Annotated in this window: 14 protein-coding genes and 1 pseudogene; 10 read left to right on the forward strand and 5 right to left on the reverse strand. The window is 62.6% G+C overall.

Features of this window, described 5'->3' with window-relative positions:
• From AB4Z11_RS15680 to AB4Z11_RS15700, 5 genes are all read left to right on the forward strand, one after another.
• On the forward strand, positions 1 to 1,645 hold a 1,645-nt coding region (locus AB4Z11_RS15680), incomplete at its 5' end, for a TonB-dependent receptor plug domain-containing protein (protein WP_442026178.1).
• 25 nt (positions 1,646 to 1,670) lie between these two features.
• Positions 1,671 to 2,081 (forward strand): hypothetical protein, encoded by a 411-nt coding sequence (locus AB4Z11_RS15685; RefSeq protein ID WP_442026179.1) that lies wholly within the window; start codon positions 1,671 to 1,673, stop codon positions 2,079 to 2,081.
• A 53-nt stretch (positions 2,082 to 2,134) separates the two neighbouring features.
• Positions 2,135 to 3,487: a TolC family protein gene (locus tag AB4Z11_RS15690; protein WP_442026180.1), complete on the forward strand. Its 1,353-nt coding sequence runs from the start codon at positions 2,135 to 2,137 to the stop codon at positions 3,485 to 3,487.
• Positions 3,484 to 4,851, forward strand: a complete 1,368-nt coding sequence (locus AB4Z11_RS15695) for a multicopper oxidase family protein (protein WP_442026181.1) — start codon at positions 3,484 to 3,486, stop codon at positions 4,849 to 4,851. The genes AB4Z11_RS15690 and AB4Z11_RS15695 overlap by 4 nt, the downstream gene beginning before the upstream one ends.
• A gap of 39 nt (positions 4,852 to 4,890) precedes the next feature.
• Positions 4,891 to 6,120, forward strand: a complete 1,230-nt coding sequence (locus AB4Z11_RS15700; RefSeq protein ID WP_442026182.1) for a voltage-gated chloride channel family protein — start codon at positions 4,891 to 4,893, stop codon at positions 6,118 to 6,120.
• Here AB4Z11_RS15700 and AB4Z11_RS15705 read toward each other — a convergent pair.
• Together AB4Z11_RS15705 and AB4Z11_RS15710 are read right to left on the reverse strand one after the other, a co-directional pair.
• Positions 6,097 to 6,978, reverse strand: coding sequence for a DUF72 domain-containing protein (locus AB4Z11_RS15705; RefSeq protein WP_442026183.1), 882 nt, complete (start codon positions 6,976 to 6,978; stop codon positions 6,097 to 6,099). The genes AB4Z11_RS15700 and AB4Z11_RS15705 overlap by 24 nt on opposite strands.
• 50 nt (positions 6,979 to 7,028) lie before the next feature.
• Positions 7,029 to 7,829 (reverse strand): NF038132 family protein, encoded by an 801-nt coding sequence (locus AB4Z11_RS15710; protein WP_442026184.1) that lies wholly within the window; start codon positions 7,827 to 7,829, stop codon positions 7,029 to 7,031.
• A 153-nt stretch (positions 7,830 to 7,982) separates the two neighbouring features.
• On the opposite strand from AB4Z11_RS15710, the pseudogene AB4Z11_RS15715 reads away from it, so the two are divergent.
• The 4 genes and pseudogenes from AB4Z11_RS15715 to AB4Z11_RS15730 form a co-directional block, all read left to right on the forward strand.
• Positions 7,983 to 8,321, forward strand: a pseudogene (locus AB4Z11_RS15715) (DoxX family protein); the annotation flags it as partial.
• 131 nt (positions 8,322 to 8,452) lie between these two features.
• The gene (locus tag AB4Z11_RS15720; protein WP_442026185.1) at positions 8,453 to 9,877 is read left to right on the forward strand and encodes a cytochrome ubiquinol oxidase subunit I; all 1,425 of its coding nucleotides are present in this window, start codon (positions 8,453 to 8,455) and stop codon (positions 9,875 to 9,877) included.
• Between the two features lie 2 nt (positions 9,878 to 9,879).
• Entirely contained in the window at positions 9,880 to 10,887 is a 1,008-nt protein-coding gene (cydB, locus tag AB4Z11_RS15725) for a cytochrome d ubiquinol oxidase subunit II (protein ID WP_442026186.1), read from the forward strand.
• The gene (locus AB4Z11_RS15730) at positions 10,887 to 11,000 is read left to right on the forward strand and encodes a DUF2474 domain-containing protein (RefSeq protein WP_442026187.1); all 114 of its coding nucleotides are present in this window, start codon (positions 10,887 to 10,889) and stop codon (positions 10,998 to 11,000) included. The genes cydB and AB4Z11_RS15730 overlap by 1 nt, the downstream gene beginning before the upstream one ends.
• Here the strand turns inward: AB4Z11_RS15730 and AB4Z11_RS15735 are convergent.
• From AB4Z11_RS15735 to AB4Z11_RS15745, 3 genes are all read right to left on the reverse strand, one after another.
• Positions 10,997 to 12,691 (reverse strand): methyl-accepting chemotaxis protein, encoded by a 1,695-nt coding sequence (locus AB4Z11_RS15735; RefSeq protein WP_442026188.1) that lies wholly within the window; start codon positions 12,689 to 12,691, stop codon positions 10,997 to 10,999. The genes AB4Z11_RS15730 and AB4Z11_RS15735 overlap by 4 nt on opposite strands.
• Before the next feature lie 124 nt (positions 12,692 to 12,815).
• Positions 12,816 to 13,109 (reverse strand): putative quinol monooxygenase, encoded by a 294-nt coding sequence (locus tag AB4Z11_RS15740; protein WP_442026189.1) that lies wholly within the window; start codon positions 13,107 to 13,109, stop codon positions 12,816 to 12,818.
• On the reverse strand, positions 13,106 to 13,786 hold the full coding sequence (locus tag AB4Z11_RS15745; protein ID WP_442026190.1) for a type 1 glutamine amidotransferase domain-containing protein: 681 nt from the start codon (positions 13,784 to 13,786) through the stop codon (positions 13,106 to 13,108). The genes AB4Z11_RS15740 and AB4Z11_RS15745 overlap by 4 nt, the downstream gene beginning before the upstream one ends.
• Positions 13,787 to 13,905: 119 nt before the next feature.
• Between AB4Z11_RS15745 and AB4Z11_RS15750 the strand changes: the two genes are divergently transcribed.
• A complete protein-coding gene (locus AB4Z11_RS15750; protein WP_442026191.1) occupies positions 13,906 to 14,790 on the forward strand; it encodes a LysR family transcriptional regulator in 885 nt (294 codons plus the stop codon).
• The last annotated feature ends 567 nt before the right edge of the window (positions 14,791 to 15,357 follow it).

The raw sequence follows: 15,357 nt of genomic DNA on the forward strand, positions 1-15,357 counted from the left end.
CGGACACACCGTGAGCGCGCGCGGCCAGGCCAACAGCGACGGCAACAAGATGCTGGTGCTGATCGATGGCCGCTCCGTGTATTCGCCACTGTTTTCGGGCGTGTTCTGGGATGCGCAGGATCTGCCGCTCGGCCTCGTCGAACGCATTGAAGTCATCAGCGGTCCGGGTGGCGCGCAATGGGGCACCAATGCCGTGAACGGCGTCATCAACATCATTACCAAGAAGGCTGAAGACACGCAGGATACCGTGCTGTCCTACACAGGCGGCAATCTCAGCTCCTTTGGTACCGCACGCACAGGCGGCAAGATGGAGCAGGGCGCCTGGCGTGCCTACGTGATGGGCTTCCACATCGACGGTACGCACAACGCAGCCGGAGAACGCATCGACGACGGCTGGCACAAGCGGCAGGCCGGCTTCCGCGCCGATTGGGAGCGCGGCGGCGATCAGTGGACCCTGCAGGGCGACATCTACCGCGCTTTGAAAGGCCAGCCGCTGCCGGGCACGATCTCCATCAGCGGAATCGATCTCGATCTGCAGGATGAGAGCCTGAACGGGGCCAATCTGGTGGGCAGTTGGAAGCGTCAGTTGGCGGGTGGCGGCAACATCAGTGCGCAGCTTAGCTACGACCACGTCCAGCGCACCGTGCCGCCTACGTTTGCCGAGAAGCTCGACATCTGGGATGTACAGGCCCAGTACGCGCTGGCGCCCATCGGCCGCCACGAATTGTCGGTGGGCGTGGAGCACCGCTCGGCCAAGGACCGGCTGCAGAACAGCATCTACATTGCCTTCCTGCCTGCCGACGAGCGCCTGCGCTGGACCAGCCTTTATGTGCAGGATGTGATCGCGCTGACGGACAGCCTGAAGCTGACGCTGGGTGCGCGCGCCGAGCGCAATATCTACACCGGCACCGAATTTCTGCCCAATGCACGTCTGGCCTGGAAGCTGGCCGGCGACCAGCTGCTGTGGGCGGCCGTCTCGCGTACGGCGCGCGCGCCCGCGCGGCTGGATCGCGATGTCTATATTCCGGCAGCGCCGCCGCGAATTCTGGATGGTGGCCCCGGTTTCGAATCCGAGGTGGCGCGGGTATATGAAATCGGCTACCGGCGCAGTGCGGAGCGCTTCAATTACTCGGTCAATGTCTACCGCGCTTTCTACGACAAGCTGCACACGGGCGAACTGGCGCCCAGCATGACCTCCCTCGTTTTCGCCAACGGCATGATGGCTGCCACCTCCGGCGTTGAAGCCTGGGCCAGCTGGCAGGCCACATCGAACTGGCGGCTGAGCGCCGGCGCGACCGGACTGCATCAGAAATTCTGGCTCAAGCCGGGCGTGGTCGATTACGTGGGATCGGTGGAAAAGGAGGGTCACGATCCGCGCCATACGCTTCTGCTGCGTTCCTCGCTGCAGGTGCGTGACGACCTGGATGTCGATGTGACGCTCCGTCATGTCGGCAAGCTGACCACACCGGATGTGCCGTCCTACCGCACGTTGGATGTGCGCGTGGCATGGCGTCCCAAGCCTGGCATTGAAGTGGCGGTCGGCGGCACCAATCTGGCCGGGCCGGAACACGGCGAGTTCACCGAGATCGCTTACCGCACCAGCGTCGAGCGCGGCTATTATGTCAATGTGATAAGCCGCTTCTAAGCGAAGCCATGTTAAGATGCCAGTCATGAAATTTGCGCTGCGCGTCTTCGTTATCTCGCTGATGCTGCTGGCCACCCCGTTCCAGGGGCTGGCCATGGCAGGCGCGCTGCCGTGTGCACCGCAGCCGCTGCCCACTTCGATGCCGCAGTCTTTGCAGCTGGCTGCCCCGTCTTCAGGGCACGACCACGCAGCGATGCTCGCCGCCGGACATGGGGCCTCGCAACATGCTGACCATGCCGGGCAAATTGATCGCGCATCTGCGCATCACTGCGGCGGCATGTCCGCCTGCTGCGTTGGTGCGGCGCTGACGCCAGCGCTGCCGCTGGCGCAATCCGGCCCGCGTCTGACTTCCAAACTCATTCCTCATCAGGTGGCGGCTCCCGCCACCGTCGACCTGGCGACGCCTGAACGGCCGCCACGCCATTCCCTCGCATGATCCTGGGCCGGCCATTGCGGCCGGCATTCGTCCATATCTCGAGGAAACATCGTATGATCGACCACCAACGCTGGTTGCGGCCGTCCGCCGCAGCTGCCGTGGCCCTGCTGGTAAGCGGCTGCGCCACTTTTTCCGGCGACGGCGGATTCAATACCGTCGCCCAGAACACGAAAACGCGCAGCGGCGCAGAAACCCGCCTGCTGCGCAGCGATGAAGACCGCCGCGCGCTCGATGAACAGCTGCGTCAGATGCTCGCAGAACCGCTGTCTGCGCAAACGGCAGTGCAGATCGCGCTGCTGAACAACCGCGGCTTGCAGGCCACTTACTGGAACCTCGGCATCGCCGAAGCGGACCTGGTGCAGGCTAGCCGCCTGCAAAACCCGAACTTCGACTTCAAGCGCACGCACGGCGACGGCGAAGTCGGCATCGAGCGCACGCTGACCTTCAATCTGCTGAACCTGATCACGCTGCCGCTGGCCAGCCGTATCGAAGCGCAGCGTTTCGAGCAGGTGAAGCTGCAGGTCAGCGCCGAAGCCGTGCACGTGGCGCAGGAGACGGCGCGCGCTTACTATGAGGCAGTGGGCGCGGCCCAGGCCCTGGACGCCGCTAAACAGGTGCAGGAGGCGGCTGGCGCCAGCGCCGAACTGGCGGTCCGCATGCAGAAAGCCGGCAACTGGAGCAAGCTGGATGCAGCGCGCGAGCAGGCCTTCAGCGCGGAAGCACTGGCCGAAGTGCGCCGCGCCGGCAAGCGTGCCAACGCCGCCCGTGAAAAGCTGGCACGCATGCTGGGTGTGAGCGCCGCGCCCTTCAAACTGGCCGAGCGTCTGCCCGATCTGCCCGATGCACCGCGCGCACCGCAAGACGTGGAACAGCAAGCCCTGAGCGAGCGCCTCGACATCCAGGCCGCCAGGCTCGATGTCGAGCACACTGCGCGCTCGCTGGGCCTGAATAAGACCACGCGCTTCATCAATGTGCTGGACCTGGGTGCGGTGCGCAACACCGCGACCGGCACGCCAGGCGCGCGCGGCTACGAGCTGACGCTGGAAATTCCGATCTTCGACTGGCGCGGTGCCAAAGTTGCGCGCGCGGAAGCCACGTATATRCAGTCCGTGAACCGGCTCGCTGAAACTGTCAGCAACGCCCGCAGCGAAGCGCGTGAAAGCTATGAAGACTACAAGACGTCTTACGAACTGGCACGCCAGTACCGCGACAACGTCATGCCGCTGCGCCAGCAGATTTCGCAGGAGACGCTGCTGCGCTACAACGGCATGCTGAYGAGCGTCTTCGAACTGCTGGCCGAAGCGCGTGAACAGGCCACGGCCGCCAACAACTACATCACCGCGCTGCAGGAATTCTGGATCGCGGATACCAATCTTGACGCAGCCCTGGGAGGGAAAAAACAATGAGTGACCGTCGATCCTTCCTCGCAGGCGCAGCGCTGCTGGGCGCCGGCATCGTCAGCCGCGCCGGTGCCGCCAGCCTGCCTGAAGCGCCCGTGCAGTCCGGCGCCGCCACCACGCCACCGCCACCGCCACCCAATGGCCGTCCGTTTAACCCCGTCGTTACGCTGAACGGCTGGAGCCTGCCGTGGCGCATGAAAGACGGCGTAAAGGAATTCCACCTGGTTGCCGAACCCGTGCTGCGCGAGATCGCCCCCGGCATGACGGCCAAGCTGTGGGGCTACAACGGACAAAGTCCCGGCCCGACGATCGAAGTGGTGGAGGGGGACCGCGTACGCATCTTCGTCACCAATAAGCTGCCCGAACACACCAGCATCCACTGGCATGGCCAGATTCTGCCGAGCGGCATGGATGGCGTGACGGGCGTCAGCCAGCCCGGCATCCAGCCCGGCAAAACCTTTGTCTACGAATTCGTGGCCAGGCATGCGGGTACCTTCATGTATCACCCGCACGCGGACGAGATGGTGCAGATGGCAATGGGCATGATGGGCTTCTGGGTCACGCACCCGAAGGACTACCGCCAGCACGCCGTGGACCGCGACTTCTGCTTCCTGCTGAACGCTTACGACATCGATCCCGGCAGCGCCGCGCCGAAGACCAACACCATGCTGGACTTCAATCTGTGGACCTTCAACAGCCGCGCCTTCCCCGGCATCGATCCGATGGTAGTGCGGCAGGGCGACCGCGTCCGCATCCGCACCGGCAACCTGACGATGACCAACCATCCGATCCATCTGCATGGCCATCGCTTCGAAGTGACTGGCACCGATGGCGGCTGGATTCCGCCGTCCGCGCGTCATCCTGAAGTCACTACCGATGTCGCTGTCGGCCAGATGCGCGCCATCGAGTTCATCGCCGACAATCCGGGCGACTGGGCCTTCCATTGCCACAAATCGCACCACACCATGAACGCCATGGGCCACAACGTGCCGAATATGATCGGGGTGGACCATGAGGGCGTGGCCGAGAAGATCATGAAGGTGGTGCCGGGCTATATGACCATGGGCGATAAAGGCGGCTCGATGGACGGCATGGAGATGCCGATTCCGGAGAATACGCTGCCGATGATGACGGGCACGGGGCCGCATGGCGACATCGATATGGGCGGCATGTTCACGCTGTTGAAGGTGAGGGAGGGGCAGCCGCGCGGCGACTACCGCGATCCGGGCTGGTATCAGGCGCCGAAAGGCACCACTGCCTACGAATGGACCGGTGAGCTGCCGCCGGCACCGTCAGCGCCAGGCGCAGCGGCGCCGCAGGCCGATGCGCCGCCACTGGAAGTGAGAAAGCCGCACGAGCACCATCACTGATCCGCAGGGGCGGCGGCCATGCTATATTGGCTGCCGCCTATGAGAAAATACCCCGAACAAATCTCTCTGCTGCCTTATGTTGGCAAGTGGTGTGCGATTGCCGCACTGGTCGCCGCGCTTGCGGGCAGCGCATCCGCTTTATTCCTCGTTGCGCTGGACCTGGCCACTGACTGGCGCGAACGCCATGCCTGGATCGTCTGGCTGCTGCCCATTGCCGGCTTCATCGTCGGCTGGGTGTATCTGCATGTCGGCAGCAGCGTTGAAGCGGGCAATAACCTGCTGATCGACGAAATCCACGACCCGAAAAAAGTCATACCGCTGCGGCTTGCGCCGCTGGTGCTGGTCAGCACCGTCATCTCGCATCTGTTTGGCGCATCGGTCGGCCGCGAAGGCACGGCGGTGCAGATGGGCGGCGCGCTGGCGGATCAGTTAACCCACGTGTTCAGGCTGCGATCCGAAGACCGCAGCATCCTGCTCATGGCGGGTATCAGCGCCGGTTTCGCATCGGTGTTCGGCACGCCGCTGGCCGGTGCGATCTTTGGACTCGAAGTGCTGGTCGTCGGACGCATGCGCTACGACGCGATTTTTCCCTGCATGGTCGCGGCCATCGTGGCTGATCAGGTCACGCTGGCCTGGGGCGTGCATCACACGCATTACTCGGTTGGTGCATTGCCGCCGGTGGCGGTTCTGAGCGTGCTGGCCGTGATTGTGGCAGGCATGGCCTTCGGCGTTGTCGGCCGTTTGTTCGCCACGGCGACACATGCGCTGACCGCGCTGGTGAAGCGCAGTATCAGCTACGCGCCGCTGCGTCCCGTGCTTGGCGGTTTGCTGGTCGCCCTGGCGGTGTGGGCGATGGGCAGCCAACGCTATATCGGCCTTGGCATTCCGGTGATTGTGGAAGCGTTCCAGCATCCGCTGCCGGTATGGGACTGGGCCGGCAAGTTCGTGTTCACGGTGGGTTCGCTGGGTACTGGCTTCAAAGGCGGCGAAGTGACGCCGCTGTTCTATATTGGCGCGACGCTGGGCAATGTGCTGGCGCCGCTGCTGCATCTGCCGTTCGCAACGCTGGCAGGTATCGGTTTCGTCGCCGTCTTTGCCGGCGCCGCCAATACGCCGCTGGCATCGACGGTCATGGCGATCGAATTGTTCGGCCCGGAGATCGGGCCGTTTGCCGCGCTGGGCTGCGTGGTCGCGTATCTGTTCTCCGGCCACACTGGCATCTACCGTTCGCAGCGTATGGAGCAGCTACGAACCCGCCGTGGCGCTTAAGCGTTCCGCCAGTGCATGCGCGTCGAAAGGCGCATGCACTTTGACGTCATTGTCGAAGTAGCAGTAGACGTCGCGTGAGGCACGTTTGGGCGGCTGCCCATCTACGATCAGGCGTGCCTGCGCGATTTGAGAGCCGCCTGCCCATGCGTCGATGCGACGCGCCCAACTGTCCAGCGCTTCATCGGTATAGCCGCTGGCGTACAGCTCCTTCTCGCCATGCAGGCGGATGTAGAGGAAGTCCGCTGTGATGTCTTCGTAATCGGGCCATTTGCCCGCAGTGTCGGCAACCACCAGCGCCACCTTGTATTTACGCAGTAGTTTGATGAAGGCGGGATCGTTGAAGCTCTCGTTGCGGATTTCCATCGCATGCCGCATGGGATGGTTGCCGTCGATCTCCAGCGCGGAGCGGCCATTCATGCGCGGCTCATGCCGGCGTGCCAGCTCCAGCGCGGCTTGCGCGTCGTGCGGCAGCATACGCAGAAACTGCTCGATCACTTCCGCATCGAATTTGAAACTGGGCGGCAGTTGCCAGAGGAAGGGACCCAGCTTTTCGCGCAACAGCAGCACGCCTGAGGCCATGACATTGGCGAGCGGCTTCTCCGGTGAGCGCAGGCGCAGGATGTGGGTGATGTAGCGATTGCCTTTGTGCGCAAAGACAAAGCCCGGCGGTGTCGCGTCGTACCAGGACTGGTAGCTTGCGGGCCGCTGCAAGGCGTAGAAGGAACCGTTGATTTCAATGGTCGGCAGCACGCGCGAAGCGAATTCCAGTTCGCGTGCCTGTGCCAGATCTTCCGGATAGAAAACGCCGCGCCACGGTGCGTAGCGCCAGCCTGAGATGCCGATGCGGATGTCGCCCATGCCCGAGTATAGGCATGGCCGCCCGAAGGCGGCGCATGGCTGGCGGGCGCTTAGTCGCGCTTGCGCCGTTTGACGACGCTGCCGAGGATGGTCATGCCGGCGAGCAGCATGGCGTAGGTGGCGGGTTCCGGTACCGGCAGCGGCACGCCGCCGAGCGTGATGGCGTCGAACGCGAGTCCGGACTGGTAGTCGGTGTCGTTCCAGTTGGTGACGCCGAATTCCAGCTTGTAGTTGCCGGCATTGGCGATGGTGTACTGCGACTTGACCCAGCCGGTGGTGCCGCAACCGACGTCGTAGCAGCTGTCCGCATCATCGCCCAGCGGTGACCAGTTGGTCTTGCCGGCGTCGATGGTCACCGTTGCCGGTGTCAGCGTGGCAATCGGGGCGGGCATGGCGAAGCCGGGGACGGCGTTGCCATTCTCGCTGGTCCGCGCGGTGAAGAGCAGGGCGACTTCATTATTGTTGCCGTCCAGCAGGCGAGCCCACGCATAGTCGGCGTAGCCTGCGCCGTCGGACGTGGTGTAGTTGAAGCGGAAGTCCAGTTCGGTGCCTGCCGTAGCGGAGAAAATGATTGAACGCAAGGTCGAGCCCAGCGTTCCATCGCCTTCCCCGCCGACATTGGGCAGCGCGACCGCGGCTGTGCTGTCGGTCGTTGCAACCCAGCCATATTTACTGCCGCCGGCCGGTGAGAGTGGGACGACCCCGTTCGCCCCTGATGCGCCGCAAGTGCCGACGCAGGTCCAGCCTGCGGGTATGCCAGCGTCGAAAGTGCCGGCCTGAGCGTGCGCAGTAAAGCACAGCGATGCGAGCAATCCAGTACCGAGTGCAATGCTTTTTATTCCTGTGTGCATGTTTATACCCCGAAGTGTTGGTGAACGCTCTGTGAATGCCTCTCGTGTGAGGCTGAAACATTCTCCGCCGAGGTATGTTTTAAAGCGAAAGGCTGCGTCAATCGTGCGCGCACTTTTGATAGCTCATCGCTGAGCTGGCCTCTTCACTCCTTCCACGGCGTGTCGAAAATCATGGGCGGGGTGGGGCCGATCACGGGGATGGTGGCGAAGGCGGGCTTGCCCTCCGCGTTTGGCTATCTGGTCTACATCGGCGAAGTCGTGGCGCCGCTGCTGGTGCTGGCAGGCGTGTGGACGCGCGCGGCGGCGCTGGTTATTGCCATCAATATGCTGGTCGCCATTGGCCTGGTGCATATGGGCCAGTTGTTCGAAGTCGGCAAGCAGGGTGGTTGGGCGCTGGAACTGCAGGGCATGTACCTGGCGTCGGCGATCACCATCGCACTGCTCGGCGCGGGCAGATATAGCCTTGGTGGCAGCGGCGGCAAGTGGAACTAGCCGCCGATGTGCATCCTTCAGATCGATTTGAGCGAAACTGATATGCTCATTTGACGAAGAACTGCGCCTGTTTCTTTCTGCATTGGCTGAGTAGAATCATCGTCGTTCCTCCAACCTTTTCGGAGAGCTAGATGTTTGGCCTGACCGCGCTTGAGCTGGCAAGAATCCAGTTCGGATTCACCATATCCTTTCACATCATTTTCCCGGCGATTACGATCGGCCTGGCCAGCTATCTGCTGGTGCTGGAGGCGTGCTGGCTGAAAACGGGACGTGAACTCTATCGCGACCTCTATCACTTCTGGCTGAAGATATTTGCCGTCAACTTCGGCATGGGCGTGGTGTCCGGGCTGGTGATGGCCTACGAGTTCGGCACCAACTGGAGCGGCTTTTCGGCCTTCGCCGGCGGCGTCACGGGGCCGTTGCTGGCCTACGAAGTGCTGACGGCCTTCTTCCTTGAGGCGGGCTTTCTTGGCGTGATGCTGTTCGGCTGGAACCGCGTGGGACCGGCCTTGCACTTTGTGGCGACGGGCATGGTGGCCCTTGGTACGCTGATTTCCGCCACCTGGATTCTGGCGTCCAACAGCTGGATGCAAACGCCGCAAGGCTACGAAATCATCGGCCGCCGCGTGGTGCCGGTGGACTGGCTGGCCGTCATCTTCAATCCTTCCTTTCCCTACCGGCTGGCGCACATGAGTGTGGCGGCCTTCCTGGCCACTGCGCTGATGGTGGGCGGTTCGGCAGGCTGGTTGCTGCTGCACAGGAAGGACAATCCAGCGATCCGCAAAATGCTGTCGATGGCGATGTGGATGCTGGTCATTGTGGCGCCGATTCAGGCCGTGATCGGGGACATGCACGGTCTGAACACGCTGGAGCACCAGCCCGCCAAGATCGCTGCAATGGAGGGGCACTGGCAGAACGAGGGCAAGGAAGGCGTGCCCCTGATCCTATTCGGCATGCCCGATATGGAGCGCGAAGAGACGAAATGGAAAATCGAAGTCCCGCGCATGGGCAGCCTGATTCTCACGCATAGCCTGAACGGGACCTTTGCCGGTTTGAAGGAATTCCCCAAAGAAGACCGCCCCAATTCGCCGATCCTGTTCTGGTCCTTCCGCCTGATGGTGGGGTTGGGACTGCTGATGATTCTGCTGGGCGTGATCAGCGTCTGGCTGCGCTGGCGCGGCCGGATGGAGACGAGCCGGCCCTTCCTGCACTTTGCCCTGTACATGGGGCCGGCCGGCCTGGTCGCCTTGCTGGCGGGCTGGATGACCACCGAAGTAGGGCGCCAGCCGTGGGTAGTTTATAAGGTGATGCGTACGGCGGATGCGGTATCGCCGCATGGCGCGCCGGAACTGACCCTGACCCTGATCATGTTCGTGGTGGTCTACTTTGCGGTATTCGGAACAGGTATCGCCTATTTGCTGCGCCTGATCAGAAAGGGTCCCGTCATGAGCGAAGGCCAGATGGAAGAACTGGGCGGACCGGGGCAGGGGCGCACACCGGCGCGGCCGCTGTCGGTGGCGAAGAAGTCGGATCGTGATGATGCGGACGGGGAGTGATCATGGGCGTTGACTTGTCAATCATCTGGGCCGTCATCATCCTGTTCGGCATCATGATGTATATCGTGATGGACGGCTTCGACCTCGGCATCGGCTTGCTGTTCCCCTTCTTCAAGCAGAAGGAAGAGCGTGACGTGATCATGAACACGGTGGCGCCGGTGTGGGACGGCAATGAAACCTGGCTGGTGCTGGGCGGCGCCGGCCTGCTGGCGGCATTCCCGCTGGCCTACGCGGTGATCCTGAGTGCGCTCTACCTGCCGCTGATCTTCATGCTGATCGGACTGATTTTTCGCGGCGTGGCCTTCGAGTTCCGCTTCAAGGCACTGGAACATGAGCGCCACTTCTGGGACAAGGCCTTCATCGGCGGCTCGGCCCTCGCCACCTTCGCGCAGGGCGTGGCGCTTGGCGCCTACATCCGGGGCTTCAATATCGTTGACGGACGCTTTGCCGGCGGTCCGATGGACTGGCTATCGCCGTTTTCCCTGTTCACCGGTGTGGGGCTGCTGGTTGGCTATGGCCTGTTAGGCAGCACATGGCTGATCATGAAAACAGAAGGCGAACTGCAAGCCCATGCTTACCGCATCACGCGCTTGCTGGTGTGGGGCCTGCTGGCCGCCATCGCCATCATCAGTATCTGGACGCCTTTGATCGACTCGCGCATCGCTGAGCGCTGGTTCAGCTTCCCGAATATGCTGTGGTTCGCACCGGTGCCGCTGCTGGTCGCGGCCAGTGCGCTGCTGCTGTGGCGCTCCGTGGCAAGGCGCCATCACGTCAGCCCCTTCCTTTACACGCTGGCACTGGTCTTCCTCGGCTATAGCGGCCTGGGAATCAGCGTGTGGCCGAACATCGTGCCGCCGAATATTTCGATCTGGGCCGCGGCGGCGCCAACCCAGAGCCAGGGCTTTGCGCTGATTGGCGCGCTGCTGATCATCCCGATCATCCTGATGTACACCATCTGGTCGTACTRTGTTTTCCGCGGCAAGGTGCGCTTGGGCGAGGGGTATCACTGATGTGGAAGCGCCTTGGCTGGATGGTGCTGATCTGGGCGGCCAGCGTCGCCGCCCTTGGTGTCGTTGCGTTCCTCATGCGGCTCGCCATGCGGGCTGCGGGGCTGAGCGCTTAGAACTCTTCCCAGTCGTTGGCTGCTTTCGCCAGGGCAGCTGGCGGCATGATCGGGACCGCCCTGGGTGCGGGCCGTTTGGACGGCAGCTGGCTTACGCTGGCGGCGCGGCGTGGCGCGGTGGCGCCGCCCGTCAGCGACGGGTCCAGTCGGAATGTCGACACCAGCTGGTCAAGCTCGCTGGCCTGCTCCTTCATCGCGCTGGCCGCCGCTGCGGCCTCTTCGACCAGCGCGGAATTCTGCTGCGTCGTCTGATCCATCTGCACAATGGCCTGGTTGACCTGCTCGATGCCGTCGCGCTGCTCCTGGCTGGCATCCGCAATTTCGGCAATGATTTCCGAAACCTGCTTGACGCTCACCAGCATCTCGGCCATCGTCACGCCAGCCTGGTCCACCAGCTTGCTGCCGATTTCGACTTTCTCCACCGAGTCGCCGATCAGTGCCTTGATTTCCCTGGCCGCATTGGCGGAGCGGTGCGCCAGGGTGCGCACTTCGTTGGCCACCACGGCGAAGCCGCGTCCCTGTTCGCCGGCGCGCGCGGCCTCCACTGCCGCATTCAGCGCCAGGATATTGGTCTGGAAGGCGATGCCATCGATCACACTGATGATGTCCACGATCTTGCGTGAGCATTCGTTGATCGAGCCCATGGTCTGTACCACCTCCGACACCACGGCGCCGCCTTTCTGGGCCACTTCGGAAGCGGAAGTGGCGAGGTGATTGGCCTGGCGGGCGTGATCCGCGTTCTGCTGAACGGTCGATGTCAGTTCTTCCATCGACGATGCCGTCTCTTCCAGCGAGCTGGCTTGCTGTTCGGTGCGTTCGGATAAGTCCATATTGCCGGATGCAATCTGATCCGATGCCGCCGCGATGGCGCCCGTGCCGTTGCGGACCTGGGCCACGATACGCGACAGGTTGCCTGTCATGTCGCGTAGTGCCGCGACCAGCTGGCCTGTTTCATCGGTGGATCTGGCGTCGGCCCTGGCGGTCAGGTCGCCCTTGGCCACGCGCTTGGCCAGTTCTACGGCCGTGTTCAGGGGATTGGTGATGTTCCGCGTCAGCCAGATCGCCAGAGCGGCCGCGAGCACCGTGTTCAGCAAGCCGCCGATCATGATGACGCCACCGGTGCGCGTTTTCATCGCCGCGGCTTCTTCGGCGCGCTGGCCGAGCAGGGCGCGTTCTTCCTTGTCCATTTCCGCCAGGATGACGCGCATGGCGTCCATCCCCAGCTTCCCTTTGCCAGCTTTTTCGAAGTCGACCACGCTATCCATTGTGGCGCTGCCGCTGGTGACGTTGCGGCGCAGTGCGATGACCGGGTTCACCGCTGTCTCCAGCCATTGGCGATGCGCCGCATCCAGCTGCTGCAAGCGTTGCTGCTGGCGTGGATTGTCGGAGGTAAGTGTCCGGGTCCTGTCGAAATGCGCCTGGAATTCCTTGCGGCCGTTGTGCAAGGGCTCCAGCGATGCATCGTTGCCGGTATGGGCAAAGCCGCGCTCGCCCGTCTCGATATTCACCAGGCTTAACAGCATTCCTTTGACTTCTTCCAGCACCTCGTAGGTGTGGATGTTCATGCCATTGGCCTGTCCTAGCCTGGAGAAGTTGTTGTAGGCGACCGTCAGCAGCACAAACATCAGCAGGACGACGCCACCAAACCCCATGTAAAGCCGTGTGCCAATTCTTAGATTGGATACTTGCATCGCATCCTCCTCGCTTGGGCGCGGCGTCATGCCGCTCAACCAGCTTAGATGACGAAAAGTAGAAATAGATTCACCAAATGTCACACCCGCGCTGGCAGAGCCACGCGGGTGTTTTCTTTTTTTGTCAGAGCGGCTTTAACAGCTCCACCTTGCGATCTGCCAGCAAGGGCAGGGCGCGGGCGAGTACCAGCTGCCGGTAGTGTTCCGACTGTTTGTGGGCTTCGAGCGCTGCGTTATCGCAGTAGCGCTCGACCAGCAACAGGGTGTTGGCCTGTTCGGCGTGCCGGTACACCTCGTATCCGAGGCAGCCTGCTTCCGCCAGCGACTTCGGGCGCAGTTCCGCGAGGATGGACAGCACTTCGTCCAGGGCGCCTTCGGCTGGCTGCCAGCGGGCGACTACGGTGATTTCTTCGCTCATTTTGCTTCTCCCTTCAGTGCTTTGACGATTTCGCGTGCCAGCGGGCCGCCCGAGGCTGGATTCTGGCCGGTCATCAAAAGGYCATCCACCACCACTTTGGATTGCCACACATCGGCGGCCGAATAATCTGCGCCTTCTTCGCGCAGTGCGTCTTCCAGCTTAAACGGTACGTCGGCCTGGGCATAGCCCGCTTCTTCCGCGTTGGAGAAGGAGGTCAGTTTTCGGCCACGGACTAGTGGCGTCCCGTCGGGGGCAGTCACGCCGAGCAGAGCGGCGGGCCCGTGGCAGACTGCCGCGACGATCTTACCGGCGTTCCAGGCGGTGGTGACAGCCTGCTTTACGTCCGGGTCGTGGGCAATGTCGACCATCGGGCCGAGGCCGCCGGGGAAGAAAATTGCGTCGTAGTCGTTCACGTCGACATCCGACAATTTGCGGCTGTGGGCCATGCGGCGGATGGCGGCGCTGTTGCGGAAGGCCAGTTGTGCCGGGTCGTTGGCGTCGTAGCCGTCTTCCGGTGGCGTGCCGCCCAAGGGGGAGGCGTATTCGACTGCGATGCCGGCTTCATCGAACACCTCGTAAGGGTGGGCGACTTCAGGGAAGAAATAGCCGGTGGCACGTTTGTTGGGGCCGATTTCGGCTGCATTTGTCAAAATAAACAGGACATGTTTCACGCTCATGATGCTCTCCTTTTGCTCAAGAAATGTGCTACGTACGTGAGCAATATAGGCTGCCTGGGCGGCTTCGAGTAGGCGCCAGTATGCTGACTCAATGTCAAAAAAAGTAATACAATCGCCTAATGGACAATTCTTCCCCCATCCTTGATGAACTGCGCGCCATGGCCATCTTTGCGACAGTGGTGCGCCATGGCAGCTTCGCGGCCGGTGCGCGCGCGCTGGGACTGACGCGGGCAGTGGTGAGCCATCATGTGAAGACCCTGGAAATGAAACTCGGCGTGCCGCTGGCCCAGCGCAGTACGCGCAGCTTCAGCCTGACGCCGGCTGGCGAGGCTTTCCGTGTGCACTGTGAACGGCTGCTGGACGAAGCGCACGACGGCATTCGCGGCATGGAATTGCTGCGCGAAGAGCCGCGCGGCGAGGTACGCATCACATGCTCGCACCATTTCGGCAGCAAGCGCATCTTGCCCGTCTTGCTGGAGTTCCGGCGGCGCTATCCTGCAATTCGCCTGCACGTGGCGATGAACGACGCCAACGTGGATCTGGTGCAGCAGGGGATCGAACTGGCGGTACGCGCGGGGCCGCTGGCTGATTCCAATCTGGTCGCGCGCCGGCTGCTGCGCGAGCCGACCATGTTGTGCGCGTCACCCGCCTATCTGCGCCGCCACCCTGCGCCGGTGTCGATAGAAGGGCTGCAACAGCACCGCTGGGTCATCTATCCGCCCAGCCAGCGTACGCTTACCTTGCAGGGGATGCAGATTTCGTTGCAGGGAGATGTCGTGACCGACAGCGCCGCATCGCGGCTGGCGTTCGTACTGGCGGGCGAAGGCCTGGCGCGGCTGCCGGCCTATGATGCCGCAGCGCTCATCGCTTCCGGAGAACTGGTCCACGTGCTACCCGAGGCCGCTACCGCGCCACTGGAAATCTATCTGGTCCACTCGCAGCGCGTCGGCCCCAGCGCTCGGCTGCTGCGCGACTTCCTGCTGGCGAGCGCCGGAGATGCTTAGTCTGGATTAGTCACGATGTGCGCTTTTTGACCCAATCGTCGAAGTCTGCTTTCGTCTGAAATGTTAAGCGCTTGCCTTCGATTTCATCTTTGAAGAAGTACCAAGGATAGGCCGCGGTGGTAGGTGAATTCTCATCGCCTGCGAGGAATTCGGGACTCTTCCATTTCTGGCAAGGTGTTTCGCGCGGCGGCCACTCCATCGGGGCACGTTACTGCCTGCAATGCCATACCGCGTCGCCGCTGCAGCTTGTCCCGCCCGCCTTGGCGTGGATTTTCGTCGCCATCTCATTGAGCTTCTCCTGCGGCCCTTCTGATTTCTTCGCCTCCGCCCGCTGCACGGTTCGTAGCAAGCTGGACGGATGGTAAACAGGCGGAGCATGGACGGCCGCCCGTTGAATGAGATATGGCTTTGGGAAAGTGGGGATGCGAGGCTGGACAGGGCGCGGCATTCGCTCCTCCATAAGCGACGCAGCGACAAGCGGAGTGTAGGCGCTGCTCAATCAGCTTAATGAACGGAAGAGAGAATAAACTCTCGAATTGTCACCCGGCATAGAGGTCTCTGGTGCCC

This window comes from Pseudoduganella sp. RAF53_2 (assembly GCF_052113985.1).
In the GTDB taxonomy this organism is placed as follows: Bacteria; Pseudomonadota; Gammaproteobacteria; order Burkholderiales; family Burkholderiaceae_D; genus Rugamonas.